Raw genomic sequence first — 25,163 nt, 5'->3', positions numbered from 1 at the left:
TCCTTTTTAGTTTTCTTTAATCCACAACAACTGCCATGGATGTAGGGTCAGCTTTTTGTCTGTAATATCGTTTCCGGTGATCAAGTCCTTTCCGGATTGAATATCGGATTCCACCGTTTGAATGCCGTCACTGAAATTAAACAGCGCCGTTATTTTTTCACCACAACCCGCCACGCGAACGATTTTTAAAACATGTTCACCTGACGCGCTAAAATAAGCCTCACTGTCAGGGTGAAATGCTTTCTCCGCCCGACGCAGCGCGATTAACTGGCTTAACGAGCAATAGACCTGAGAACGCAGGCTATTTTTATCTTCAAGCTCGCTATCAATTTGCCCTGCCGTGTATTTCTCTCGATTAATCGCACGGTTATATCCCAGGCGCTCAACACCTGCATAATCATTACGGGAACCGAGAATGCTCTGGATATAAACCGCAGGCACGCCGGGGAAGCTTAAAAGGACGGCATGCGCCAGAATAAAACGGGCAATCCGTTGGCTGTCAGGACTGTTACGCGTACTTAATGCATCCAGATAGGTCACATTAATTTCATAAGGACTGCGTGTTCCATCCGGGTTATTTTTCCAGTTAACCAACGCCCCTTCAGCCTGAAGTTTTTCCACAAGCGAGAGTATTTCCGACTCGGGTAAAATTCCGCGTAACGGATTCAGACCAATCCCGTCATGCGAGGCCAGGAAGTTAAACCAGGTGGTTTTGGTGGAAGGCAACGTCAGCGACGCCGCCCACTGGCTCAGCGTCCGGACGTTCTGACAATGCACCGCATGCAGCACCAGCGGGGGCAAAGAGAACTGATAAACCATCTGCGCTTCATTTTCACCGTCACCAAAGTAAGCAACGTTATCTTTATGCGGAACGTTCGTCTCGGTGATAATCACCGTTCCCGGGGCGACAGCCTCGGTAATCGCGCGGAAAAGCTGGATGAGCTGGTGGGTTTGCTCAAGGTGGATGCAGTTTGTTCCGGGTAGTTTCCACATGAATCCCACTGCATCCAGACGAATGTATCGCGCCCCTTCAATCAGGTAATGCAGCAGCACGTCGACCATCGCGATCAGCACCTGCGGAGAGGCGAAATTGAGATCAACCTGGTCCTCGCTGAAGGTGGTCCACAGGTGTCGCACGCTACCGTCATGCAGCGTGAAAGGCGTAAGAAGCGGTAAAGCACGCGGACGCGTCACCGCGGATAAATCTGTTTCAGGATCGACAGAAATAAAGAAATCGCTATACCCAGGAATTTGCTTCAGGTAATTAGCGAACCATTTACTTTTGGCTGACATATGGTTACAGACGAAATCAAACATTAAACTGGCTGACTTTTTTAATTCGGCAACGTCTCGCCACGTTCCGGTTTCCGGTGCAACCTCATGATAATCGATAACAGAAAACCCGTCGTCCGAAGACCATGGATAAAAAGGCAAGAGATGGACATGAGAAAAAGAATGAGAAAGCCACCTGTTATAAAAACGTGTAAAAACAGGCAGCGCCTTCTCCCCTTTCGCTGAAAACTGATCGGCATAGGTGACCAGGACAACGTCTTTTTCATCCCAACCCGTTTTACGTTTTTCCGTAATAACAGAAGCGGCCTTTTCAATATTTTCCAGCAGCACATTAAGATGGGCTTCAGAAAACGTTTCTCCGTAAACAAAATTAATGATCTCTTTAATTTTTGTATCCATTTCACTTTCCATGGTAGCGGTCCCACGGAGTGGCAATCTACTCCCATGAAAAATATCTGTCAACGGACCAGAAAGGAGAAAAAGGTGATTGCAAAGCAGCTCAGCGCAATATTGTGAGCTGCCGCAAAGAAAGAACGGGGAAAAGAGGAAATGCGGTTAACCGTCGCCAGTCCCTCCCCCGTCAGGGAAAGGGCTAACGCCAACGGCAATTATTGGGATAAGTAGCGGCGAGAAAGCCGTTTTGCCACCTTTTGCAACAGCGGTTCGAGCGCCACGGCCAGCACCATTCTGACCGGCTTGCGGGCAACGGATTTAATTGCCCAACCTGCCACACCTGCCGGGCCGAACCGTAACGCGGTCAGCAGGACCAGTTTACCTGCGATTTTCAGGCCGGGTTTTACCTTCTGACCGGCCTGTTGCCAGTGTTGTTTCATCTCATCTCTCTCTTAAAGCTGACGAAAGCGACTTCTCAGCGTAAAGGTATCCGACGTGACATAGCGTTCCATTTCCCGTAGCCGCTTCTCACCGGCGGCGAGTTGCTCATCAACGGCATTGAGAAGATCGCTGCTGGTCGGGGCTCCCTCCGCAGCCAGTTCTCCTTCCGGCATCGGGTCAAGAACAAACGACAGGACGATGTATGCCACCAGGGTAATAAACGCCAGGCCGAAGAAGATCGATAGCACCGCGACCACGCGGACAAGTTTAACCGGGACATCAAGATAGTGAGCCAGCCCGGCGCAAACGCCGCGCACCATGCCCTGCTGTGGAATTCGCCACAGCTTTTTGTTCAGATTCAGTCCAGACATTAACGGTCCCTCCAGTTTGGATGCTCAGCATCCAGGATGGCTTCCAGCGCCTGAATGCGTTCGCGCATTTTGTTCGCTTCGTCGGAGAGCTGCACCAGACGCTGTTGTTCACTCTGGGAGAGTTCGCCCCGAGAAGAACGGTTGCTGTAGTGCAGCCATAGCCAAATCGGCAAAACGAACAGCACGAAAATTGTCAGGGGAATGGCCAGAAAAAGCGCGCTCATGTGTACTCCTTGTCTTATGATGCGGCACGCTCAGGTGCCGCAGGAATTATTATTGGTTGTCTTGCTTCATTTTGGCTTTCAGTGCCGCCAGCTGCTCGCTGATTTCATCATCAGCCTTCAGATCGGCGAACTGTTGATCCAGCGACTTCTGCTTGCCGATGCCGTGGCTTTCGGCTTCCGCTTCCATGTGGTCGATACGACGTTCAAACGATTCAAAACGCGCCATCGCTTCATCGAGCTTACCGCTGTCCAGCTGACGACGCACGTCGCGGGAGGAGCTTGCCGCCTGGTGACGCAGGGTCAGCGCCTGCTGACGCGCGCGGGTTTCGCTCAGTTTGTTTTCAAGCTCACCAATCTCTTTCTTCATACGGGTGAGCGTGTCGTCCACCAGCGTCACTTCATGCTCGAGCGTCGCGACCATATCGGCCAGCTTCTGTTTTTCGATCAGCGCCGCACGGGCCAGATCTTCTTTATCTTTGCGCAGCGCAAGTTCCGCTTTTTCCTGCCATTCGTTCAGCTGAGCGGTAGCTTGTTCAATGCGACGCGTAAGCTGTTTTTTCTCCGCCAGCGCGCGGGCGGAGGTTGAACGCACTTCAACCAGCGTGTCTTCCATCTCCTGAATCATCAGACGTACCAGCTTCTGCGGATCTTCCGCTTTCTCAAGCAGTGAGTTGATGTTGGCGTTCACGATGTCGGCAAAACGAGAAAAAATACCCATAATCTAATCCTCATAGTTCTGTTATCGGGCCAGGCCCTGCTGTACTGATAATACAAACATCATGCCAGGTTTTTATCTTATTGATTTTACTAAGCCTGATTGCTTTTTGCGCAGTGAAGAACTATTCTTCCCTGGTGAATATCGCTAAGGAGTGGTTAATTTCATCATGCCCGGATACAAAGACAATTTACTCGGCGAAGCAAACAGCTTTCTCGAAGTGCTGGAACAGGTCTCTCGCCTGGCGCCGCTCAATAAACCGGTGCTGATCATCGGTGAACGTGGAACGGGGAAAGAGCTGATAGCCAACCGTCTGCATTACCTGTCCGGGCGCTGGGATGGCCCATTTATTTCCCTTAACTGCGCGGCGCTGAATGAAAACCTGCTCGACACCGAGCTCTTCGGCCATGAAGCAGGGGCGTTTACCGGTGCCCAGAAACGCCATCCCGGACGCTTTGAGCGCGCCGACGGCGGTACGCTTTTTCTGGATGAGCTGGCCACCGCGCCCATGCTGGTGCAGGAAAAACTGCTGCGCGTGATTGAGTACGGCGAACTGGAGCGCGTCGGCGGTAGCCAGCCGCTGCAGGTTAACGTGCGCCTGGTGTGCGCCACTAACGCCAACCTGCCGGAGATGGTGACTGAGGAGAAATTCCGTGCCGACCTCCTTGACCGCCTGGCCTTTGACGTCGTTCAACTTCCTCCGCTGCGCGAGCGCAAAAGCGACATCATGCTGCTGGCAGACCAGTTTGCGATTCAGATGTGCCGCGAGCTCGGACTGCCGCTGTTCCCCGGCTTCAGCGATTATGCAAAGGAGACGCTGCTCGCTTACCACTGGCCGGGAAATATCCGCGAATTGAAAAACGTCGTGGAGCGCTCCGTCTATCGTCACGGCAGCAGCGAGACGGAGCTGGACAACATCATTATCGATCCTTTTCAGCGCAGCGCGCCGTCGCTACCCACACCAGCGTCTTCAGGCGATGCCCCTACTCTCCCCCTTGATTTACGCCAGTTCCAGAACGAACAGGAGAAACAGCTGCTGGAGCAAAGCCTGAAGACGGCGAAATATAACCAGAAACGGGCGGCTGAACTGCTGGGTCTGACCTACCATCAGTTAAGGGCATTGCTCAAAAAGCATCAAATGCGCTGACAATATCAGCACTTACCTGCAGACATTTTTACGAAGCATGCGTAAGTGCGATACACTTTGCAGATCAAACCTAAAAACCTTAAAAATTATGCGTCTGGTTTTATCGTCCTTTTTTGCTCTCGGTCTGTTTAGCAGCCTGGCCTTTGCCGCGCCCGGGCTAACTCCGCAGCCTGACATTCGTGACAGCGGCTTCGTCTATTGCGTAAGCGGCCAGGTGGACACCTTCAACCCGCAAAAAGCGGGCAGCGGCCTGATCGTGGATACCCTGGCCGCGCAGCTTTACGACCGTCTGCTTGATGTTGATCCGTACACCTACCGTCTGGTGCCTGAGCTTGCGGAAAGCTGGGAAGTGCTGGATAACGGCGCAACCTACCGTTTTCATCTGCGCGATGACGTCGCATTTCAACGCACGCCGTGGTTTACCCCCACGCGCAAGCTGAACGCAGATGACGTGGTCTTTACCTTCCAGCGCATCTTTAACCGCAACCACCCGTGGCATAACGTTAACGGCAGCAACTTCCCCTATTTCGACAGCCTGCAGTTTGCCGACACCGTCAAGAGCGTGCGCAAGCTGGACAACCGCACGGTTGAATTTACGCTGACGCGCCCGGATGCCTCCTTCCTCTGGCACCTGGCGACCCACTATGCGTCAGTCATGTCCGCTGAATACGCGGCGAACCTGACAAAAAAAGATCGTCAGGAGTTGCTCGATCGTCAGCCGGTTGGCACCGGTCCGTTCCAGCTCGCCGAATACCGCGCCGGGCAATATATTCGTCTGCAGCGTCATGAGCATTTCTGGCGCGGCACTCCGCTGATGCCGCAGGTGGTGGTCGATCTCGGTTCAGGTGGGACAGGACGTCTGTCAAAACTGCTCACCGGGGAGTGCGACGTACTCGCCTGGCCCGCGGCCAGCCAGCTCACCATTTTGCGCGACGATCCGCGCCTGCGCCTGACGTTACGCCCGGGCATGAATATCGCCTATCTGGCCTTTAACACGGATAAGCCGCCGTTGAATAACCCTGCCGTACGTCACGCTCTGGCGCTGGCGATTAACAACCAGCGTTTAATGCAGTCGATCTACTACGGCACGGCGGAAACCGCCGCCTCAATTTTACCGCGCGCCTCGTGGGCCTATGACGGTGAAGCTAAAATTACGGAATACAATCCGGCAAAAGCGCGTGAACAGCTGAAGGCGCTGGGGGCGGAAAACCTTACGCTGCAGCTTTGGGTGCCAACCAGCTCCCAGGCGTGGAATCCGAGCCCGCTCAAGACCGCCGAACTGCTGCAGGCAGATATGGCGCAGGTGGGCGTCAAAGTGATCATCGTACCGGTTGAGGGCCGTTTCCAGGAGGCGCGCCTGATGGACATGAATCATGATTTAACCCTGACCGGCTGGGCGACCGACAGTAACGATCCGGACAGCTTCTTCCGGCCGCTGTTAAGCTGTGCGGCGATAAATTCGCAGACCAACTACGCCCACTGGTGTAACCGGGAGTTTGACGCCGTGCTGCAAAAAGCGCTGGCTTCCCAGCAGCTGGCCTCGCGCATCGACGCCTATGATGAAGCGCAGAAGATCCTTGCCCAGGAACTCCCGGTGCTGCCGCTGGCCTCTTCCCTGCGCCTTCAGGCCTATCGTTATGATATTAAAGGCCTGGTGCTGAGCCCGTTCGGCAACGCCTCGTTCGCCGGCGTGTCGCGTGAAAAAGAACAAGAGGTGAAAAAACCATGATTATTTTTACCTTACGTCGGCTCCTTTTGCTGCTGGTGACGCTCTTTTTCCTGAACTTTGTCGGCTTCAGCCTGAGCTATTTCACGCCCCACGCCCCGCTCCAGGGGTCGTCGCTGTGGGATGCCTGGCTGTTCTGGTTTAACGGGCTGCTGCACTGGGATTTCGGCGTGTCCAGCATTAACGGGCAGCTGATTTCCCAGCAGCTGAAAGAGGTGTTCCCGGCCACGATGGAGCTGTGCATTCTGGCCTTCGGTTTTGCCCTGATGGTCGGCATCCCCGTTGGCATGCTCGCCGGGATCTATCGCAACAAATGGCAGGATAAGTTTATCAGCGCCCTCGCCCTGTTCGGCTTCTCCATCCCGGTTTTCTGGCTGGCGCTGCTGCTAACGCTGTTCTTCTCGCTGACGATGGGCTGGCTGCCGGTTTCGGGTCGCTTTGACCTGCTCTATACGGTTAAAACGGTGACGGGTTTTGCCATCATTGACGCGTGGCTGTCCGATTCGGTGTGGCGCCATGAGATGATCGTCAGCGCCGTGCGCCATATGGTATTGCCGGTGCTGACGCTGGCGGTTGCGCCAACCACCGAAGTGATCCGCCTGATGCGCCTGAGCACCATTGAGGTATTTGACCAGAACTACGTCAAAGCCGCCGCCACGCGCGGGCTGTCGCGCCTGACCATCCTGCGCCGCAACGTCCTGCACAACGCGCTGCCGCCGGTAATTCCGCGTCTGGGATTACAGTTTTCCACCATGCTGACGCTGGCCATGATCACCGAGATGGTCTTTAGCTGGCCGGGCCTGGGGCGATGGCTGATTAACGCCATCCGCCAGCAGGACTACGCCGCTATTTCTGCCGGCGTGATGGTGATTGGTTCGCTGGTGATTATTGTTAACGTGTTGTCCGATATTCTGGGTGCCATGGCTAACCCATTGAAGCATAAGGAATGGTATGCCTTACGATAGCGTATACAGTGAAAAGCGCACGCCCGGCGTGCTGCGTACCGTGTGGCGTAAGTTCTACGGTGACACCACGGCTATGATCGGCCTTTACGGCTGCGCCGGCCTGGTGTTGCTTTGCGTCTTTGGCTCGTGGTTTGCGCCGTACGGCATCGACCAGCAGTTCCTTGGCTATCAGCTGCTGCCACCGTCCTGGTCGCGCTACGGTGAAGTCTCTTTCTTCCTGGGAACGGACGACCTCGGACGTGACGTGTTGAGCCGCCTGCTGAGCGGTGCAGCCCCGACGGTGGGTGGCGCATTTGTGGTGACGCTCGCGGCTACGATCTGCGGGCTGGCGCTCGGTATTTTTGCGGGATCCACCCATGGCCTGCGTTCGGCGGTGCTTAACCACATTCTGGATACGCTGCTGTCGATTCCGTCCCTGCTGCTGGCGATCATCGTTGTTGCCTTTGCCGGTCCGCACCTGTCGCACGCCATGTTCGCCGTCTGGCTGGCTATCCTGCCCCGCATCGTGCGCTCGGTTTACAGCATGGTGCATGATGAACTGGAAAAAGAGTACGTCGTTGCCGCGCGTCTGGACGGCGCGACGACCTTCAACATTCTGTGGTTTGCCGTGCTGCCCAACATCGCCGCCGGGCTGGTCACAGAGATCACCCGCGCCCTGTCGATGGCGATCCTGGACATCGCGGCGCTCGGCTTCCTCGATCTCGGTGCACAGCTGCCGTCGCCCGAATGGGGTGCGATGCTCGGCGACGCGCTGGAGTTAATCTACGTGGCACCGTGGACGGTCATGCTGCCGGGTGCGGCCATTATGGTGAGCGTGCTGCTTATCAACCTGCTGGGCGACGGTATTCGCCGTGCAATTAACGCGGGGGTGCAATAATGCCGCTTCTTGATATTCGCAACCTCACCATCGAATTCAAAACCGGTGAAGGCTGGGTTAAAGCCGTCGATCGCATCAGTATCACCCTCGCGGAGGGTGAAATTCGCGGGCTGGTGGGGGAATCCGGCTCGGGAAAAAGCCTGATTGCCAAAGCTATATGCGGCGTGGCGAAAGACAACTGGCGCGTGACGGCAGACCGTATGCGTTTTGACGATATCGATCTGCTGCGCCTCTCCCCCCGCGAGCGGCGTAAGCTGGTCGGGCATAACGTCTCGATGATTTTCCAGGAGCCGCAGTCCTGTCTCGATCCGTCCGAACGCGTGGGTAAACAGCTCATGCAGAACATTCCCGGCTGGACCTATAAAGGCCGCTGGTGGCAACGCGTTGGCTGGCGCAAGCGCCGCGCCATTGAGCTTTTACACCGCGTCGGGATCAAAGATCACAAAGATGCGATGCGCAGCTTCCCTTATGAGCTGACCGACGGCGAATGTCAGAAAGTGATGATTGCTATCGCGCTGGCAAATCAGCCGCGTTTGCTGATTGCGGATGAGCCCACCAACGCGATGGAACCCACCACGCAGGCGCAAATTTTCCGCCTGCTGTCGCGTCTCAACCAGAATAACAACACCACCATTTTGCTGATCAGCCATGACCTGCAAATGCTCAGCAAATGGGCGGATAAAATTGACGTGATGTACTGCGGACAAACGGTCGAAACCGCGCCGAGTGAAGATCTGATCGGCGCGCCGCATCATCCGTATACGCAGGCGCTTATCCGCGCCATTCCAGATTTTGGCAGCGCGATGCCGCATAAGAGTCGCCTGAATACCCTGCCGGGGGCGATTCCGCTGCTGGAATCCCTGCCGATAGGCTGTCGTCTGGGGCCGCGGTGTCCCTATGCTCAGCGTAAATGTATCGAGACGCCACGCCTGACCGGGGCCAAAAATCATCTATACGCCTGTCATTTCCCGCTGAACATGGAGAGAGAGTGAAATGGTCGAAACCTTACTGGAAGTCCGCAACCTGAGTAAGACCTTTCGCTACCGCACGGGGCTGTTTCATCGTCAAACTGTCGACGCGGTGAAGCCGCTGAGCTTTACGCTGCGTGAAAAACAGACCCTGGCGATCATCGGCGAGAACGGTTCCGGGAAATCCACCCTGGCGAAAATGCTCGCCGGCATGGTTGAACCGACTGCAGGCGAAGTGCTGATTGACGATCATCCTCTGACGTTCGGCGACTACTCTTTCCGCAGCCAGCGCATCCGCATGATCTTCCAGGATCCGTCTACCTCGCTTAACCCGCGCCAGCGCATTTCTCAGATCCTCGATTTTCCGCTGCGTCTGAACACCGACCTGGAGCCAGAGGCGCGCCGTAAGCGCGTATTTGAAACCCTGCGTATGGTTGGGCTGTTGCCGGATCACGAAAGCTACTACCCGCATATGCTGGCACCAGGCCAGAAACAGCGTCTGGGTCTGGCGCGTGCGTTGATTTTGCGGCCAAAAGTGATCATTGCGGATGAAGCGCTTGCCTCGCTGGATATGTCGATGCGCTCGCAGCTGATTAACCTGATGCTGGAATTGCAGGAAAAACAGGGGATCTCGTATATCTACGTCACCCAGCATCTGGGAATGATGAAGCACATCAGCGATCAGGTGATGGTCATGCACCAGGGTGAAGTGGTAGAGCGCGGCAGCACCGCGGATGTGATGGCCTCTCCGCTTCATGAACTGACAAAACGGCTGATTGCCGGTCATTTCGGTGAAGCATTAACCGCCGATGCGTGGAGAAAGGACCGCTAAGCGCGACGCTTCACAAAAACTACCCCATTAAATTAAGGATTAAATAATCTGCGTGCGCTATTTAATCCTTTAATTTTCGTCTCCATCCCTGCTCCATATTTTAAGCAATATCAATCAACAGTTCTTCTCCAGAATATCCGGACATTACGGAGGAGAAGAAATGAACACCGCCACTTACGTTTTAAAATACACAGAGTATCTCATCAGAAAATGCCGCTCATTTTTAATGACGGACCTGCATTTTCATACCGTGAGGCTTAAAAAATCAACCGGGGAAACTCCTGACATTAACTCGCCCACGACGTTGAGTGAAAAAATATGTCATCGTCTGGTCTATGACCATAATAACTTCTACACGATGCTTGCGGATAAACTCGCCGTTCGGGCATACGTTTCCTCCAGAACAACGCGCGTGAAAACGGTGCCATTAATTGGCGTTTATACCCGGCCGTCGCAGATTGATTTTTCAATTCTTCCTGACAAATTCGTCCTTAAGTGCAACCATGACAGCGGCAGCACAATAATATGTACAAACAAAGCGCAATTTAATGAAAAAGAAGCGTGTAAAAAGCTGAGCCTCGCGTTAAAGAAAAATCTTTACTACACCACGCGCGAATGGCAGTACAAAAACATTACGCCGAGCATACTTTGCGAGCCGTTTGTCGATCTCTTCGACGATGCTGACAGAAACACAACGCCCGAAATGCTGAGGATCCACTGTTTTCATGGCGTTGCCCACTATGTAGAAGCGGATTTTACGGATGATAACGGCAAAGGGTTTATCAACGTTTATGACAGGCTGTGGAACTTACAACCCTTCCGGATGGAATATCCGAATACTTCAGCAACGCCTGGCGAACCGCTCTTGTTCCGTCAGGCACTGTTGGCCTCCCAGGAGCTGGCGGATGGAATTGACTACTGCCGCGTTGACCTTATGCTAAAAAAAGATGAAATCTATTTCAGCGAAATAACCTTAAGCCCAAGACGCGGTAAACTGACGATTACCCCGCAGGAATGGGATGCTAAATTAGGAAAAATATGGCATTTATCGCCGGCAGGCAGATTTGACCTGCCGCTGAAGCTCACGAGTCGGGCCAGGTGAGCTTAAATATCGAGTGGTTTTGCGTCGATAAGGTATAGGAAACATCGCCACCATGAGCCAGCATGATGGCTTTTACCACCGACAAGCCCAAGCCACAGCCTTCCGGGTTCACATGTCTGGCGCCATTATCGCGCTGAAAGGGCTGAAACAGGAAATCATGAAACTCTCTGGGGATGCCCGGTCCCCCGTCCTGAATAAGGATATAATTGCCTTTATCAGAAACGCCATTTTTCACGATGAGCGTGCGCGAGGTTGAATAGTGTAAGGCATTATCAAATAAAACGGTCAGACACTGATTGATGCGTAATGGATCGAATACGCACTGCTGCTCCCTAAGGTCTGTATTGACGGTAAACGCCTTACGGATGAACTCGGGCATGAACGTATCAAGTGCGTTCTGTATTGTCCCTTTTAGATCGGTTTTGGACTGGCATAACGTGTATCCCGCCCCGCCATCCGAACTGACAACCCGGAGATCTTCAATCAGGCGGGTTAACCCTTCCGTCTGTTTGAGAAGATTATTAAACAGCACCGGATCCGGGGTAAAAACGCCGTCAACCAACCCCTGAAGCCGTCCGCGTAAGATCGTGACCGGGGTTCTCAGCTCATGCGCGATAGCGGCATTCCAGGATTTCCTCTGAATATCCAGCGTCTGTAATTTTTCCGCCATTTCATTGAAATCCGTCACCAGGTGATTGATCTCACCCAGCCGGGAACTGGCGCAAAATGCCCTGGCGTCCAGATCGCCCTGAGAAATCTTTTTCAGGCTGGACGCTACCGCGTTTAGCGGGGTGAGTATCCGCGATGAAAGTTTGACCGTGAAAAAGAGGGCAATAATCATACTGATCGTAGTCGCGGTCCCAATCCATGCCCAGTCCCACATCGTCATCTGCTCGTCATCGCCCGCAGCAGGGCCGCCCGGGAGGTGATCCAGAATAAAGGAGTAAAAAAACCAGGAGCCGAGTATGGCGATGGCAATGATCGTAAACGTCAGCAACAGCATATACGTTAAGATCTGACGACTCAGGACAGACTCTTTGTTCATTTCTTTTCCCCAAGCCGGTAACCCATGCCTCTGATGCTCTCGGGAACACCGTAAAGGCCGGCCAGCTCCAGTTTTTTACGCAACTTGCTCATGTGGCTATCGACCGTTCTGTCGAGTGTATCCCCTTCCGGCAGACACGCGTTGAGTAGCTCTTCGCGTGAGCAGACCTTTCGCGGATATCTCACCAGGTATGTGAGCAATTTAAATTCGGTCGTCGTTAATACCGGGGAGACAACCTCTGCCCCCACGGTGACTTCCACGTAGAAGTCATCCGGGTAGACCGTAATAAATGGCGTTCTGAGCGGCTGGGAACCCGCCTGCTGAAGCGCGGGTTTTGTCCTGCGCAGCACAGCCTCAACCCGGGCGACGACTTCAGAAGGGTTGAAGGGTTTGATCACGTAATCATCCGCGCCCAGCCTCAGCCCCATGAGCTTATCGACATCCTGATCGAGAGCGGAAACCATAATGACGGGGACAGCGCTTTCCTGACGAAGCGTGGTAAGTACGCTCCAGCCGTCACATACGGGCAGGTGAATGTCCAGCAATATGAGATCCGGTTTATGGAGGCGATTGAGCGTTATGGCCTGCTCGCCCTGCCTGGCTCTGAGCGTTTTCATTCCCGAACGCTCTAAGTAGCTCATCAGTATATCGGCGATTTCGTCTTCATCTTCAACAATAAGGATCAGCGTATTTTTGTGCATTTTATCTCCGTGGGTGAAATCCCTTTGAGCACGCTATCAGATATCTTTAGCACAATAAGACACGGCCTCCGCGAAAAAGTGCCGTGGTCACGAAAATTTCCAGGTTGATTTAAATGCCCGGTTATTTCTCCACACAGCCTACACATTCAGTCAATAAAGACTCGACAATGTCCGCGCATAATCGCTATTGAGGCATAGTCCTTTGTGCATTGCGCGTTGCAAATTACCACTGTTTCTTCAAGATTTTATGAAGTTGGCTGAAATAATGAACATGGAACTTTCTAAATATTTCTCTCCTAAAAAACTGGGTATATATTCCCTGTTCCTGTTGCTGTCGTGGGGATTACTTTATACCTGGCTGGTACTGGTGCACAGAATGGATGAAAAAGTCGCCTCGACGCTACTCTCTTCACCCATTATCTATGGCTGCATCGCATTGTCGGTGGTCTCTCTGATGATCCAAAATAAAGCCGGCGCGTTGACTGAGCTACTCGTCGTCGCCTTCTGGCTGATGATGATTTTTGTCTATCTCATTATTACGTTCACCGTACTGTTAAACGCGATGCCCGATATCGAAGATCTGATCTTTTACTACGAGTGTTATTTGATCATTTTTTTTGGCGGAGCACCGCTGTACCTCATTATGAGAATGATTTGAGCCGCTGCTCCACACGTCCTCCATAAACCGCCCATGTCCGCTAAACAGGCGCGCGGTAGAATCTCTACCTCACTCTTTCACACAAAAATAACTCACTGAAAAGTCTGACATGACTTACCCATCATGATGAACCGTAATAATAATTTTCGTTCTTCTGAACCTGCCGGTATGATGCGCTCGCTTAAAAAACTCGCGATACGGCACCGAAAAAAACTGGCTGTCACTTTCTTCCTGGTGGTGGCCGAAAACGTGACGTTTTTACTTTATCCCGTTCTGGCTGGCATCGCGATAAATGCCATCCTCGCCGGTGAAACGCTTAACGCCGCGCTGTATGGCCTGATGGTGCTTTGCATGTGGTTCATCGGTGCGGCCAGACGAAGCGTAGACACGCGCACGTTTGCACGCATTTATGCCGGACTCGCGGTTTCCGTCGTCCTGGCACAGCGCAAATACCAGCTTAACCATTCGGCGATCGCCGCCAGGGTAACGCTCTCGCGCGAATATGTGGATTTCTTTGAAATGCACCTTCCCCTGCTTATTACCTCGCTGAGCTCACTTTTTGGTGCCGCAATCATGTTGTTGTTTATTGAATTTTGGGCCGGCGTCATGTGCTTTGCGATTGTATTTATCCTGCTCGGATTTGTCTCAGAATATGCCCGTAAAAATGAATGGCTGTTCATGCGCCTGAATAATCGGCTGGAAAAAGAAGTGGATTATGTCCATAAGGCGGGCACGGCCACGCTTCACCGACATTACTCCACGTTGGCGCGTTTACGTATCGCATTATCTGACCGCGAGGCGTGGGGCTATTTGTGGGTTGGCGTGCTTGTTGCCGCGCTTTTTACGCTGACCATCGTCTGGATGACGCGCTCAACCGGCATCACCGCCGGACATATTTATTCCGTGATGACCTACATGTGGATGTTCGCGACGAGCCTTGATGACGCACCGCAGCTTCTAGAGAAGTTTTCGCAGCTCAGGGATATCGGTAAACGCGTATCCACTGATGAAGAAATTCACGTAACTGGACGTTAATTTAATGCCTCATTTTTTTATTGAACGCCCCGTTTTCGCCTGGGTAGTGGCGCTTTTTATCGTGCTGGCAGGACTCCTGTCTATTCCCCGTTTGCCTGTTGCGCAATATCCGGCCGTGGCACCGCCGGGGATCATTATTTCCGTCAGTTACCCGGGGGCGAGCCCCGATATCATGAATACGTCGGTGGTATCGTTAATCGAGCGCGAAATCTCTGGAGTCGATAATTTGCTCTATTTCGAATCATCCAGCGACACAACCGGTTCGGCATCGATTACCGTCACGTTTAAACCGGGCACGGACATCAAGCTGGCGCAGATGGACCTGCAGAATCAGATTAAGATTGTCGAGCCTCGTCTCCCTCAGGCGGTAAGACAAAACGGCATTAACGTCGAGGCCGCTAATTCGGGTTTTCTAATGATGGTGGGGCTTAAGTCCACGACGGGTCAATTTGAGGAAGCCGACTTAAGCGACTATTTTGCCCGAAACGTCAGTGACGAGCTTCGTCGCGTGCCCGGCGTAGGGAAAGTTCAGCTGTTTGGCGGCGAAAAAGCGCTGCGCATCTGGTTGGATCCCATGAAGCTCCACGGCTACGGGCTTTCGGTGAGCGATGTTCTTACCGCCGTTGGCCAGCAAAATGCCCTGGTTTCGCCCGGCAAAACGGGAGATGAGCCCGCCGCTGCAGGACAAGGGGTAACGTATCCCATCACCGTGAAGGGACAGCTCTCCTCGGTAGAGGCGTTCAGGAATATCACCCTGAAATCTGACGCATCCGGCGCCCGCCTGAAACTGTCCGACATTGCGCGGATTGAATCTGGCCTGCAAAGCTACGCCTTTGGTATCCGTGAAAATGGCGTGCCCGCAACGGCGGCAGCAATCCAGCTCTCGCCTGGTGCGAATGCGATGAGTACGGCTTCCGGCGTACGGGCGCGCATCGACGAACTTTCCCGGGTGTTACCCGACGGAATGTCGTTTACGATCCCCTTCGATACCGCACCGTTTGTGAAACTTTCTATCATGAAGGTTGTTCAGACATTTGTAGAAGCGATGGTCCTCGTCTTCCTGGTTATGCTGCTGTTTCTGCACAAGATACGCTGTACGCTTATCCCGGCGATTGTTGCTCCCGTCGCACTTCTTGGCACCTTCACGGTGATGCTATTGAGCGGCTACTCCATCAATATTCTGACGATGTTCGGCATGGTGCTGGCGATAGGGATTATCGTTGATGATGCCATTGTGGTTGTAGAAAACGTTGAACGACTGATGGAGGAAAAAAGCCTTTCCCCGCTTGACGCTACGCGGCAAGCCATGCAGGAAATCACACCGGCGATTATCGGGATCACGCTGGTGCTCACTGCCGTGTTTATCCCCATGGGGTTTGCTGAAGGATCCGTCGGGATTATCTACCGACAATTTTGTATTTCCATGGCGGTTTCCATACTGCTGTCCGCGTTTCTTGCCCTGACGCTGACGCCTGCCCTGTGCGCAACGTTACTCAAGCCGCATAAGGCAGGAAAGAGCGGAGGCGGAAGGTTCGCGGTCGGGTTTAACGCGCGCTTCCGTTCGCTCACCGCCTGTTACGAAGCAGGGCTGGGTGCCGTTCTGAAGCGAACCGGGCGTATGCTGCTCCTGTACGCTGCGCTTTGTGCTGCGCTGTTTTTGGGATTGTCTTCGCTACCGTCGTCTTTTCTGCCGGATGAAGATCAGGGCTACTTTATGTCCTCAATCCAGTTGCCTTCAGATGCCACGATGCAGCGTACCCTCAACGTGGTTAAAAAATTTGAAGAGGAAATTGCGACCCGGCCGGATATTGAAAGCAACATTATGATCCTGGGCTTTGGATTTTCAGGTTCAGGGCCAAACTCGGCTATGGCCTTCACCACGCTGAAAGACTGGAAAGATCGGCAGGGCTCGACGGCCCAGGGGGAAGCCGACCGGATACAGGCCAGCATGGCAAACGTCTCTGATGCCGTCACGATGAGCCTGCTCCCGCCGGCCATTTCGGATATGGGCACCTCGTCGGGCTTCACCTGGTACGTGCAGGACAGAGCGGGACTGGGCTACGAGGCGTTAAAGCGCGCTGCCGACGCGCTGGTCCTGCAGGCCAACCAGCGCCCTGAACTGAGTGACGTGTATATAGACGGTCTGCCGGAAGGAACAAACCTTGCGCTCCAGTTGGACAGAGAAAAGGCGGAAGCAATGGGCGTCTCGTTTGATGAAATCAACCAGACGCTCTCCGTCACCCTGGGCTCAAATTACGTTAATGACTATACGAACAACGGCCGCGTTCAGCAGGTGATCATTCAGGCCGATGCGCCCTACCGAATGCAGCCTGAGCAGATACTGACATTATCAGTGAAAAACCGGATGGGACAGATGGTGCCGGTATCGACGTTTGCCACGCTTTCCTGGAACGTTGCGCCCCAGCAGCTGACGCGTTATCAGGGATATTCGGCTATTCGCATTACCGGAAATGCGGCGCCGGGAGCATCCAGCGGCACCGCAATGAAGGTTATGGAGAGTTTGTCCAGAGATTTACCTCAGGGCATGGCTGGCGAGTGGGCCGGGAGTTCATTGCAGGAGAGAAAATCGGAATCTCAGCTTCCGGGCCTTATCGTCCTGTCGATACTGGTCGTGTTTATGGTGCTCGCCGCCCTGTATGAGAGCTGGTCTATTCCATTTGCGGTCATGCTGGTCGTTCCGCTGGGTCTTATTGGCGCGGTGATCGCGGTGTCCGTTGCCGGCATGACGAATGACGTTTTCTTCAAGGTCGGCCTGATTACGCTTATCGGCCTGTCGGCAAAAAACGCCATTCTGATTGTTGAATTTGCGAGGCAGCTCCATCGCCAGGGGCAGCCCCTGCTGGCGGCAACCATTCATGCCGCCGGCCAGCGCCTGCGCCCTATTCTGATGACGTCGTTAGCCTTCACCTTAGGGGTTGTTCCGTTGATGCTGGCCCATGGGGCGAGCGACAGTACGCAGCATGCCATCGGTACCGGCGTATTTGGCGGGATGATTAGCGGTACGCTTCTCGCCATTTTCTTCGTACCGGTTTTCTTTATCGTCATCGCGCGCTTCATCGACAACCTCAGGAAAGCGTGAATACCCTTGCGGGATCGCGCTTCCTCGCTGGTTGGATGAGGCGAAGCTGTTGCCGGGTGATATACTGGACGAATGCTGAAATTTTGAGCCCCCGCGAGTCCGCGGCGCATTCTTCGGAGCAGGCGTCTTCGGAGAACAGCGAGAAATATCGTGACACAAGGGGCTGTGAGTGGGCTATAATTTCGAGCTAATTTCGAATGATTTTGAAATACTGCCTGTAACGCTATGAATTACAAGGCAAAATTAGCAATGAATATAAGGATTAAAGCTATGGGTTTTCTTTCCGGTAAGCGCATTCTGGTGACTGGCGTTGCCAGCAAACTGTCCATCGCATACGGCATCGCACAGGCAATGCATCGCGAAGGCGCTGAGCTGGCGTTCACCTACCAGAACGACAAGCTGAAAGGCCGTGTTGAAGAGTTTGCCGCGCAGCTGGGTTCCAGCATCGTTCTGGAATGTGACGTTGCACAAGACGAAAGCATCGACGGCATGTTTGCTGAACTGGCAAAAGCATGGCCGAAATTCGACGGTTTCGTTCACTCCATTGGCTTCGCTCCTGGCGACCAGCTGGACGGCGACTACGTGAACGCGGTTACCCGTGATGGCTTCAAAATCGCTCACGACATCAGCTCCTACAGCTTCGTTGCGATGGCGAAATCCTGCCGCGCGATGCTGAACCCGGGCGCAGCCCTGCTGACTCTGTCCTACCTGGGCGCTGAGCGTGCTATCCCTAACTACAACGTTATGGGCCTGGCGAAAGCCTCTCTGGAAGCCAACGTACGCTACATGGCGAACGCAATGGGTCCTGAAGGCGTGCGCGTTAACGCCATCTCTGCAGGTCCTATCCGCACCCTGGCAGCTTCCGGTATTAAAGATTTCCGTAAAATGCTGGCACACTGCGAAGCGGTTACCCCGATTCGTCGTACCGTTACCATTGAAGATGTGGGTAACTCTGCAGCATTCCTGTGCTCTGACCTTTCCGCTGGTATCTCCGGCGAAGTAGTTCACGTTGACGGCGGCTTCAACATCGCTGCAATGAACGAGCTGGAAATTAAATAAGCTGTGACTCTCTTCCCGCACGGGAAGAGAGTTTCCCCCCCGCACCGCCCCTTCGTTATTCCGTTCTGCTATTTGTTATCACCTAACAATATTTTTCCCTTTATCTGCCTTACGCCAGGATATTGATCGCCATTTTGAGATCAAGGAACGCACATGGAACAACGCCGTTTTTCCGGCAAAGGCCACTGGTATCACGAGACCCAGTCGAACCACGCGCAGACAGATGTTCTGCCTCTGGTGCCCGAAGCCGCTAACGTTGACGATCGTTTTTTGCTCGATTTAGCCCTGCCTGATAAGATTATCGCCGCCTGTTCTGGCTGGCTTACCCCTGCCAGAGCCTTGTGCCACCAGCTGTTTCCGCTCTCGATTCCCGTGAACCGCCTGCATACGCTCAGCGCATACGATCGGCTCAGCACCGCGCTAACGGTCGCCCAGGCCTGTGGCGTTCAGCGGCTTTGTAACCATTACGCCGCCCTCCTCGCCCCGCTTCCCGGCCCGGACTCCTCGCGTGAAAGCAACCGACGTCTGGCGCAAATTACGCAGTATGCCCGCCAGCTCGCCAGCTCCCCTGATGTCATTGATGATAAAGCGCAGAACCAGCTTGATGAGGTTGGCCTGTCAATATATGACATTGTGGTGATTAACCAGATTATCGGGTTTATTGGTTTTCAGGCGCGCGTGGTCGCGGTTTTTCAGGCGCTGTTAGGACACCCCGTTCGCTGGTTGCCAGGCCATCATATTCAGCCGCACACGCTGCCCGCGAGCCACGCCGCCTGGGTGCCGCTGTTGCCCGTCGTCGAGCTGCGCTATGCGAGTGCGCACCAGCTTGAGTCGCTGTCCCGCTGGCAGGCTGAACCCGCGCTGGAGGCGCTGGCGCCGGTCCTTTGTCATGAGCCGTCGTTGCTCGACCTGACCGGAGAAATCCTGTTAAACACCCGCGAAGAGATCCCGCTGACGTCCCCCGCACTTTCGGCGGCGGTCGAACTGCTGACACGCTCTCCTGACCGCTTCAGCGCCGCGCAGTTTACCCCTCTCACGGATCGAGGGATCGCGGGCGAACAAGCCATCACGCTGCTTACCCAAAGCGCGTTTGATGGCTGGCTCAATCGTCTGAAAGTCGCGTTTGGTAAAGAGGAATAACCACACTCATTACCCAAAGACCGCTTGCTGAGACAGTGAGAATCGCGTAAAACTGTCAGCCGCTCAATGGCTACGAAAATAGAACATTATGTTTCAGGACAACCCGCTGCTAGCGCAGCTTAAACAGCAACTGCATTCCCAGACGCCGCGTGCAGAAGGGGTCGTAAAAGCCACGGAAAAGGGCTTTGGCTTCCTTGAGGTTGACGCGCAGAAAAGCTACTTCATTCCGCCTCCGCAGATGAAGAAAGTGATGCATGGCGATCGCGTAATGGCCGTCATTCATACCGAGAAGGACCGCGAGTCTGCCGAGCCGGAAGAACTGATCGAACCGTTCCTGACCCGTTTTGTGGGTAAGGTACAGAGAAAAGACGATCGTCTTTCTATCGTGCCGGATCATCCCCTGCTGAAAGATGCTATTCCCTGCCGCGCCGCCCGTGGCGTTGAGCATGATTTTAAAGAAGGCGACTGGGCCGTAGCTGAAATGCGCCGTCATCCTCTGAAAGGCGATCGCGGTTTTTATGCTGAACTGACCCAGTTCATTACCTTTGGCGCCGACCATTTTGTGCCATGGTGGGTTACGCTGGCACGCCATAATCTTGAAAAAGAAGCGCCGAACGGCGTGGCAACCGAGATGCAGGACGAAGGTCTGACGCGCCGCGATCTTACCGCGCTGGAGTTTGTCACCATCGACAGCGCCAGCACAGAAGATATGGATGACGCGCTGTACGCTGAAGAGAGCGCCGACGGCAAACTGCATCTGACCGTCGCCATTGCCGATCCAACCGCCTGGATTGCCGAAGGCAGCAAGCTGGATGACGCCGCGAAAATCCGTGCGTTCACCAACTACCTGCCGGGCTTCAACATTCCGATGCTGCCGCGCGAATTGTCAGACGATCTCTGCTCGCTGCGTCCAAATGAAGTGCGCCCGGTCCTTGCCTGCCGCATGACCATTGCTGCGGATGGCGCCATCGAAGACGATATCGAGTTCTTTGCCGCCACCATCGAGTCGAAAGCCAAGCTGGCCTACGATAACGTCTCCGACTGGCTGGAAAATACCGGTAGCTGGAAACCTGAATCAGACGCCATTGCCGCTCAGATCCGTCTGCTGCATCGCATCTGTCTCAACCGCGGCGAGTGGCGTCAAACCCATGCGCTGGTGTTCAAAGATCGCCCGGATTATCGCTTTGTTCTGGGTGAGAAAGGCGAAGTGCTGGATATCGTGGCCGAACCGCGACGCATTGCGAACCGCATCGTTGAAGAGGCGATGATTTCCGCCAATATCTGTGCCGCGCGCGTGCTGCGCGACAAGCTGGGCTTTGGCATTTACAACGTCCATACCGGCTTTGATCCGGCGAATACCGAAGCGCTGGCGGCCCTGCTGAAGAATCACGACGTGCACGTTGATCCGGAAGAAGTGCTCACGCTGCCGGGCTTCTGCAAGCTTCGCCGCGAACTGGACGCGCAGCCGTCGGGTTTCCTGGACAGCCGCATTCGTCGCTTCCAGTCCTTCGCTGAAATCAGCACCGAGCCTGGCCCGCACTTTGGTCTTGGCCTCGAAGCTTACGCCACCTGGACATCGCCGATCCGTAAGTATGGCGATATGGTTAACCACCGTCTGCTGAAAGCGATTATCAAAGGTGAAACCATTGCCCGTCCTCAGGAGGACACCACGCAGCAGATGGCCGATCGCCGTCGTCTGAACCGCATGGCGGAACGTGACGTTGGCGACTGGCTGTACGCACGCTTCCTGCAGGATAAAGCCGGTACGGATACCCGTTTCGCCGCAGAGATCATCGATATCAGCCGCGGGGGTATGCGCGTCCGTCTGGTCGATAACGGTGCTGTCGCGTTTATTCCTGCGCCGTTCCTGCATGCGGTTCGCGACGAAATGGTCTGTAGTCAGGAAAACGGTACCGTGCAAATCAAAGGTGAAACAGTTTACAAAGTCACCGACGTGATTGACGTTAAGATCGCCGAAGTTCGCATGGAAACCCGCAGTATTATCGCGCGTCCTGTCGCCTGATAACCGCTTCAATTGTCGGTCTTTTCGTTTCGGAAGGGCCGACAATTTTTATTTTTATCCCCGCAACAAAATCATTATTTTTCCTTACTATTTTCAGTATCCCTTCGCCCAAAACCGCCAGAATTATCTACAGTAAAAGAGTGTTGTTATATTCGGTTGCGTGAATTTTTATACGCTCAGTATCCTTTTTAACCTGACTCGTTTTATTATAAGAAAGCAGGTAAAAACAACAGGTTCACTTCGGTTTTGCCGCTGTTTCTCAACGGAAAAGTCGACAACAAATGAATAATTTGTGCGCTAATGAACAGCTGCGGGAGAAAACATGATGGACGATCTGGAGCAGAATTTGCTGTTTCGCTACATGGGGACTCACAGCCCGTGGTGGCGTTTGTCAGCTGACAGCAACGCTCTGCACCTTTCCACCAGCGAAAATGCCGATGTCACTCAGGTGATTGCGCTGGACGACGATCAGGCCGATCTCATCCGTCACTTAACCGTTATTACCTCCAGTATTTCCATGACGCTCTCGCTATTCGGGGAAGACCTCCCGGTTCACCTTGTTGGGCGGAAAATAACCCGTAACGAGTGGGCCGGAACCGCTTCCGCATGGAACGATACGCCCTCCGTGGCGCGCGATCTGGCTCAAGGGCTCTCTTTTGCGGAACAGGTTGTCTCTGAGGCCAACTCCGTCATTGTTATTCTCGATCGGCACGGCAATATCCAGCGTTTTAACCGGCTTAGCGAAGAGTATACCGGCCTGAAAGAGCAGGAAGTGATTGGCCAGAACGTGTTTAAGCTGTTTATGAGCCGCAGCGAAGCGGCCGCTTCAAAGCGCAATATTACCGGTTTTTTTCGTAACGGCAGCTCCTATGAAGTCGAACGCTGGATCAAAACGCGTAAAGGCCAGCGGCTGTTTCTGTTCAGAAACAAATTCGTTCACAGCGGCAGCGGTAAAAATGAAATTTTCCTTATCTGTTCCGGGACAGATATTACCGACGAACGCCGCGCTCAGGAGCGGCTGCGCGTGCTGGCCAATACCGATACCATCACCGGCTTGCCAAACCGCAATGCGATCCACGATCTGATTTCTGACGCCATCGCCAACCGCGGCGACACGCAGGTAGGCGTGGTGTATCTCGATCTGGATAACTTTAAAAAGGTCAACGACGCTTACGGGCATATGTTTGGCGATCAGCTGCTACAGGCTGTCGCCCTAGCCATTTTGAGCTGTCTGGATGAGGAACAGGTGCTGGCGCGTCTTGGCGGTGATGAGTTTATCGTCATGGCCACCAATACCTCTCAGGGCTCTCTGGAGGCAATGGCATCACGCATTTTAACCCGCCTGCGCCAGCCGTTCCGAATCGGTCTGATTGAGATTTATACCGGCTGCTCTCTGGGTATCGCCCTAGCCCCGCAGCATGGTAGCGACCGGGAAAGCGTCATTCGTAACGCCGATACCGCCATGTACACCGCCAAAGAGAACGGCCGGGGCAAGTTCTGCGTCTTCTCACCCGAGATGAACCAGCGCGTGTTTGAGTATCTCTGGCTGGATACCAACCTCCGTAAAGCACTGGATAACGATCAGCTTCTAATCCACTATCAGCCCAAAATAACCTGGCGTGGGGAAGTCAGAAGCCTTGAAGCACTGGTCCGCTGGCAATCACCAGAACGCGGCCTGATCCCGCCGCTGGAGTTTATCTCTTATGCCGAGGAGTCGGGGCTGATTGTGCCGCTGGGCCGCTGGGTGATGCTTGATGTGGTTCGCCAGGTGGCGAAATGGCGCGACAAGGGAATTAACCTGCGCGTGGCGGTGAACGTCTCTGCGCGACAGCTGGCCGACCAGACTATCTTCAGCGACTTAAAGCAGGCGCTGAAGGATCTGAATTTTGAATACTGCCCTGTCGACGTCGAGTTGACCGAAAGCTGTCTTATCGAGAACGAAGAGCTGGCGCTCTCCGTGATCCAGCAGTTCAGCAGGCTCGGGGCGCAGATTCATCTGGATGATTTTGGCACCGGCTACTCTTCTCTTTCGCAGCTCGCCCGCTTCCCTATCGACGCCATTAAACTCGATCAATCCTTTGTCCGGGACATTCATAAGCAGTCCATTTCACAGTCACTGGTGCGCGCTATCGTCGCGGTGGCGCAGGCGTTAAATCTTCAGGTGATTGCCGAAGGTGTGGAAAATGCAAAAGAAGACGCCTTTCTGACCAAGAACGGCGTCAACGAACGGCAGGGTTTTCTGTTTGCTAAGCCGATGCCCGCTGCCGCATTCGAGCGATGGCTAAAACGATATCAAGCGCGAAATCAACGTTAACTGGCTTTACGCAGCCCCGCCGCGTGATGGCGGTTTTGCAGCGTGACCAGACGCTCCATGTAGGCGATATCTTTCGGCTCCAGGCAGAAAGCTGCATCCACCCAGTCTTCCGTGATATCCATCAGTTCACTGCGGGGCAATTGCAGAACGCGGGTACGGGCGCGCAGCATCGCCCTTACGCCGTTCAGTTTTGGCCGCAGCGTATCGATGAAGGTTCGGGTGGAGACATAGCTTTGTCCGGGTTCAAACAGGACATCCACCAGCCCGTGCTGTTCGTACCATTCAGCCGTATGGGATTCCCCTTTGTAGATGAGTTCCTCCGCCAGCTTCATGCCTGCACGGCGTGCAACCAGGGAATATCCTCCCATACCCGGAAACAGGTTGAAGGCAATCTCCGGGAAACCTAAACGGGCATCGCGCTGAGCCAGGACGAAATGGTGCGCCAGAGCGGCCTCAAACCCGCCCCCTAACGCACTGCCTTCGACCATTGCCAGAGTGATAGCCCCAGTATCAAACCCCCGCGAGGCCGCATGGACGCAATCAACGCAGGCGCGAGCGTACGCCCGTAACGCTTCCCGACGTCCGTTCTGAATGCACTCGACGAAGAACTGTAAATCACCGCCCGTATTGTACATCTCGGGAACCAGCGATCCGGTTACCCAAAAATCAACCGCAAACCCGGACTGGCGAACCAGCCATGAAAAGTTCATGATCTCCTCTATTAACGCATGGTTAAAGCAAGGACGTGGCTGAGCCCGCAGCATCATCCAGACCGTGTGACGCTCCGCCTCGTAATACCCTGACAGCTGCGTGAACCGTTCAGTATCGGTAAACAGTGTGCAGGTAGGCTGATTGATAACTGTCATAGTCTAATTCCTCTTATAAAAAAGCGCCTTGCGCGCAGTTTTAGACTAATCCACTCATTAAGCCTGCTGCATGAGGGGGAATAAATTTATCACTTACGTTTAAGTAATTTAGTTATTGCATTTTTTCCCTTCTCTTTTGATCCTATTTTCTGCATCATTGAAAATATT

General features: G+C 53.9%; 22 protein-coding genes. 14 read left to right on the top strand and 8 right to left on the bottom strand.

The window, feature by feature from the left end; all coding sequences use genetic code 11:
* Nucleotides 1–6: 6 nt before the first annotated feature.
* From ACMWLG_RS16760 to pspA, 5 genes are all read right to left on the bottom strand, one after another.
* Nucleotides 7–1,692, bottom strand: coding sequence for a sugar phosphorylase (locus ACMWLG_RS16760; protein ID WP_074465962.1), 1,686 nt, complete (start codon nt 1,690–1,692; stop codon nt 7–9).
* Between the two features lie 209 nt (nt 1,693–1,901).
* Nucleotides 1,902–2,126, bottom strand: a complete 225-nt coding sequence (gene pspD, locus ACMWLG_RS16755; RefSeq protein ID WP_023312043.1) for a phage shock protein PspD — start codon at nt 2,124–2,126, stop codon at nt 1,902–1,904.
* A gap of 12 nt (nt 2,127–2,138) precedes the next feature.
* On the bottom strand, nt 2,139–2,498 hold the full coding sequence (gene pspC, locus ACMWLG_RS16750; protein ID WP_023312044.1) for an envelope stress response membrane protein PspC: 360 nt from the start codon (nt 2,496–2,498) through the stop codon (nt 2,139–2,141).
* Nucleotides 2,498–2,722, bottom strand: a complete 225-nt coding sequence (pspB, locus tag ACMWLG_RS16745; protein ID WP_023312045.1) for an envelope stress response membrane protein PspB — start codon at nt 2,720–2,722, stop codon at nt 2,498–2,500. The genes pspC and pspB overlap by 1 nt, the downstream gene beginning before the upstream one ends.
* Nucleotides 2,723–2,771: 49 nt before the next feature.
* Entirely contained in the window at nt 2,772–3,440 is a 669-nt protein-coding gene (gene pspA / locus ACMWLG_RS16740; RefSeq protein ID WP_029740507.1) for a phage shock protein PspA, read from the bottom strand.
* A 151-nt stretch (nt 3,441–3,591) separates the two neighbouring features.
* On the opposite strand from pspA, the gene pspF reads away from it, so the two are divergent.
* The 7 genes from pspF (at nt 3,592) to ACMWLG_RS16705 (ending at nt 11,054) form a co-directional block, all read left to right on the top strand.
* The gene (pspF, locus tag ACMWLG_RS16735; RefSeq protein WP_162467370.1) at nt 3,592–4,584 is read left to right on the top strand and encodes a phage shock protein operon transcriptional activator; all 993 of its coding nucleotides are present in this window, start codon (nt 3,592–3,594) and stop codon (nt 4,582–4,584) included.
* An 88-nt stretch (nt 4,585–4,672) separates the two neighbouring features.
* The gene (sapA, locus tag ACMWLG_RS16730; RefSeq protein WP_023312048.1) at nt 4,673–6,313 is read left to right on the top strand and encodes an ABC transporter substrate-binding protein SapA; all 1,641 of its coding nucleotides are present in this window, start codon (nt 4,673–4,675) and stop codon (nt 6,311–6,313) included.
* A complete protein-coding gene (sapB, locus tag ACMWLG_RS16725) occupies nt 6,310–7,275 on the top strand; it encodes a putrescine export ABC transporter permease SapB (protein ID WP_023312049.1) in 966 nt (321 codons plus the stop codon). Before sapA ends, sapB begins: the two co-directional genes overlap by 4 nt.
* The gene (gene sapC, locus ACMWLG_RS16720) at nt 7,262–8,152 is read left to right on the top strand and encodes a putrescine export ABC transporter permease SapC (RefSeq protein WP_032656751.1); all 891 of its coding nucleotides are present in this window, start codon (nt 7,262–7,264) and stop codon (nt 8,150–8,152) included. Before sapB ends, sapC begins: the two co-directional genes overlap by 14 nt.
* Nucleotides 8,152–9,144 (top strand): putrescine export ABC transporter ATP-binding protein SapD, encoded by a 993-nt coding sequence (gene sapD / locus ACMWLG_RS16715; protein WP_033145732.1) that lies wholly within the window; start codon nt 8,152–8,154, stop codon nt 9,142–9,144. Before sapC ends, sapD begins: the two co-directional genes overlap by 1 nt.
* A gap of 1 nt (nt 9,145) precedes the next feature.
* Nucleotides 9,146–9,952, top strand: coding sequence for a putrescine export ABC transporter ATP-binding protein SapF (sapF, locus tag ACMWLG_RS16710; RefSeq protein WP_023312051.1), 807 nt, complete (start codon nt 9,146–9,148; stop codon nt 9,950–9,952).
* 160 nt (nt 9,953–10,112) lie between these two features.
* Nucleotides 10,113–11,054 carry an ATP-grasp fold amidoligase family protein gene (locus ACMWLG_RS16705; RefSeq protein WP_045400153.1) on the top strand — a complete coding sequence of 314 codons (942 nt, stop codon included), beginning with the start codon at nt 10,113–10,115 and terminating at the stop codon, nt 11,052–11,054.
* Here ACMWLG_RS16705 and ACMWLG_RS16700 read toward each other — a convergent pair.
* Together ACMWLG_RS16700 and ACMWLG_RS16695 are read right to left on the bottom strand one after the other, a co-directional pair.
* Nucleotides 11,035–12,099, bottom strand: a complete 1,065-nt coding sequence (locus ACMWLG_RS16700; RefSeq protein ID WP_045400155.1) for an ATP-binding protein — start codon at nt 12,097–12,099, stop codon at nt 11,035–11,037. The genes ACMWLG_RS16705 and ACMWLG_RS16700 overlap by 20 nt on opposite strands.
* Nucleotides 12,096–12,800: a response regulator gene (locus ACMWLG_RS16695; protein ID WP_045400158.1), complete on the bottom strand. Its 705-nt coding sequence runs from the start codon at nt 12,798–12,800 to the stop codon at nt 12,096–12,098. The genes ACMWLG_RS16700 and ACMWLG_RS16695 overlap by 4 nt, the downstream gene beginning before the upstream one ends.
* Nucleotides 12,801–13,071: 271 nt before the next feature.
* Between ACMWLG_RS16695 and ACMWLG_RS16690 the strand changes: the two genes are divergently transcribed.
* The 7 genes from ACMWLG_RS16690 (at nt 13,072) to pdeR (ending at nt 24,129) form a co-directional block, all read left to right on the top strand.
* Nucleotides 13,072–13,458 (top strand): hypothetical protein, encoded by a 387-nt coding sequence (locus ACMWLG_RS16690; protein ID WP_032668468.1) that lies wholly within the window; start codon nt 13,072–13,074, stop codon nt 13,456–13,458.
* Between the two features lie 123 nt (nt 13,459–13,581).
* Entirely contained in the window at nt 13,582–14,493 is a 912-nt protein-coding gene (locus ACMWLG_RS16685) for an ABC transporter six-transmembrane domain-containing protein (RefSeq protein ID WP_171863449.1), read from the top strand.
* Between the two features lie 4 nt (nt 14,494–14,497).
* A complete protein-coding gene (locus ACMWLG_RS16680; RefSeq protein ID WP_045400161.1) occupies nt 14,498–17,593 on the top strand; it encodes a multidrug efflux RND transporter permease subunit in 3,096 nt (1,031 codons plus the stop codon).
* 270 nt (nt 17,594–17,863) lie between these two features.
* A complete protein-coding gene (gene fabI, locus ACMWLG_RS16675; protein ID WP_003856831.1) occupies nt 17,864–18,652 on the top strand; it encodes an enoyl-ACP reductase FabI in 789 nt (262 codons plus the stop codon).
* Between the two features lie 153 nt (nt 18,653–18,805).
* Nucleotides 18,806–19,792 carry a CMD domain-containing protein gene (locus ACMWLG_RS16670; protein WP_045400164.1) on the top strand — a complete coding sequence of 329 codons (987 nt, stop codon included), beginning with the start codon at nt 18,806–18,808 and terminating at the stop codon, nt 19,790–19,792.
* Nucleotides 19,793–19,880: 88 nt separating this feature from the next.
* Nucleotides 19,881–21,815 carry an exoribonuclease II gene (locus tag ACMWLG_RS16665; protein WP_045400167.1) on the top strand — a complete coding sequence of 645 codons (1,935 nt, stop codon included), beginning with the start codon at nt 19,881–19,883 and terminating at the stop codon, nt 21,813–21,815.
* A gap of 322 nt (nt 21,816–22,137) precedes the next feature.
* A complete protein-coding gene (gene pdeR / locus ACMWLG_RS16660; RefSeq protein WP_045620486.1) occupies nt 22,138–24,129 on the top strand; it encodes a cyclic di-GMP phosphodiesterase in 1,992 nt (663 codons plus the stop codon).
* Here pdeR and ACMWLG_RS16655 read toward each other — a convergent pair.
* Entirely contained in the window at nt 24,126–24,995 is an 870-nt protein-coding gene (locus tag ACMWLG_RS16655) for a crotonase/enoyl-CoA hydratase family protein (RefSeq protein WP_039263551.1), read from the bottom strand. The genes pdeR and ACMWLG_RS16655 overlap by 4 nt on opposite strands.
* Nucleotides 24,996–25,163 lie beyond the last annotated feature (168 nt).

This window comes from Enterobacter sp. 01-M-02-SI-ECC, from assembly GCF_047530595.1.
Lineage (GTDB): Bacteria > Pseudomonadota > Gammaproteobacteria > Enterobacterales > Enterobacteriaceae > Enterobacter > Enterobacter cloacae_M.
This window is presented reverse-complemented; position numbering and strand designations above follow the sequence as displayed.

Bases quoted from the DNA above. Each gene is read 5' to 3' on its own strand.
- ACMWLG_RS16760 (WP_074465962.1), bottom strand. From the start codon at position 1,692: ATGGATACAAAAATTAAAGAGATCATTAATTTTGTTTACGGAGAAACG.
- pspD (WP_023312043.1), bottom strand. From the start codon at position 2,126: ATGAAACAACACTGGCAACAGGCCGGTCAGAAGGTAAAACCCGGCCTG.
- pspC (WP_023312044.1), bottom strand. From the start codon at position 2,498: ATGTCTGGACTGAATCTGAACAAAAAGCTGTGGCGAATTCCACAGCAG.
- pspB (WP_023312045.1), bottom strand. From the start codon at position 2,722: ATGAGCGCGCTTTTTCTGGCCATTCCCCTGACAATTTTCGTGCTGTTC.
- pspA (WP_029740507.1), bottom strand. From the start codon at position 3,440: ATGGGTATTTTTTCTCGTTTTGCCGACATCGTGAACGCCAACATCAAC.
- sapA (WP_023312048.1), top strand. From the start codon at position 4,673: ATGCGTCTGGTTTTATCGTCCTTTTTTGCTCTCGGTCTGTTTAGCAGC.
- sapB (WP_023312049.1), top strand. From the start codon at position 6,310: ATGATTATTTTTACCTTACGTCGGCTCCTTTTGCTGCTGGTGACGCTC.
- sapC (WP_032656751.1), top strand. From the start codon at position 7,262: ATGCCTTACGATAGCGTATACAGTGAAAAGCGCACGCCCGGCGTGCTG.
- sapD (WP_033145732.1), top strand. From the start codon at position 8,152: ATGCCGCTTCTTGATATTCGCAACCTCACCATCGAATTCAAAACCGGT.
- sapF (WP_023312051.1), top strand. From the start codon at position 9,146: ATGGTCGAAACCTTACTGGAAGTCCGCAACCTGAGTAAGACCTTTCGC.
- ACMWLG_RS16705 (WP_045400153.1), top strand. From the start codon at position 10,113: ATGAACACCGCCACTTACGTTTTAAAATACACAGAGTATCTCATCAGA.
- ACMWLG_RS16700 (WP_045400155.1), bottom strand. From the start codon at position 12,099: ATGAACAAAGAGTCTGTCCTGAGTCGTCAGATCTTAACGTATATGCTG.
- ACMWLG_RS16695 (WP_045400158.1), bottom strand. From the start codon at position 12,800: ATGCACAAAAATACGCTGATCCTTATTGTTGAAGATGAAGACGAAATC.
- ACMWLG_RS16690 (WP_032668468.1), top strand. From the start codon at position 13,072: ATGGAACTTTCTAAATATTTCTCTCCTAAAAAACTGGGTATATATTCC.
- ACMWLG_RS16685 (WP_171863449.1), top strand. From the start codon at position 13,582: ATGATGAACCGTAATAATAATTTTCGTTCTTCTGAACCTGCCGGTATG.
- ACMWLG_RS16680 (WP_045400161.1), top strand. From the start codon at position 14,498: ATGCCTCATTTTTTTATTGAACGCCCCGTTTTCGCCTGGGTAGTGGCG.
- fabI (WP_003856831.1), top strand. From the start codon at position 17,864: ATGGGTTTTCTTTCCGGTAAGCGCATTCTGGTGACTGGCGTTGCCAGC.
- ACMWLG_RS16670 (WP_045400164.1), top strand. From the start codon at position 18,806: ATGGAACAACGCCGTTTTTCCGGCAAAGGCCACTGGTATCACGAGACC.
- ACMWLG_RS16665 (WP_045400167.1), top strand. From the start codon at position 19,881: ATGTTTCAGGACAACCCGCTGCTAGCGCAGCTTAAACAGCAACTGCAT.
- pdeR (WP_045620486.1), top strand. From the start codon at position 22,138: ATGATGGACGATCTGGAGCAGAATTTGCTGTTTCGCTACATGGGGACT.
- ACMWLG_RS16655 (WP_039263551.1), bottom strand. From the start codon at position 24,995: ATGACAGTTATCAATCAGCCTACCTGCACACTGTTTACCGATACTGAA.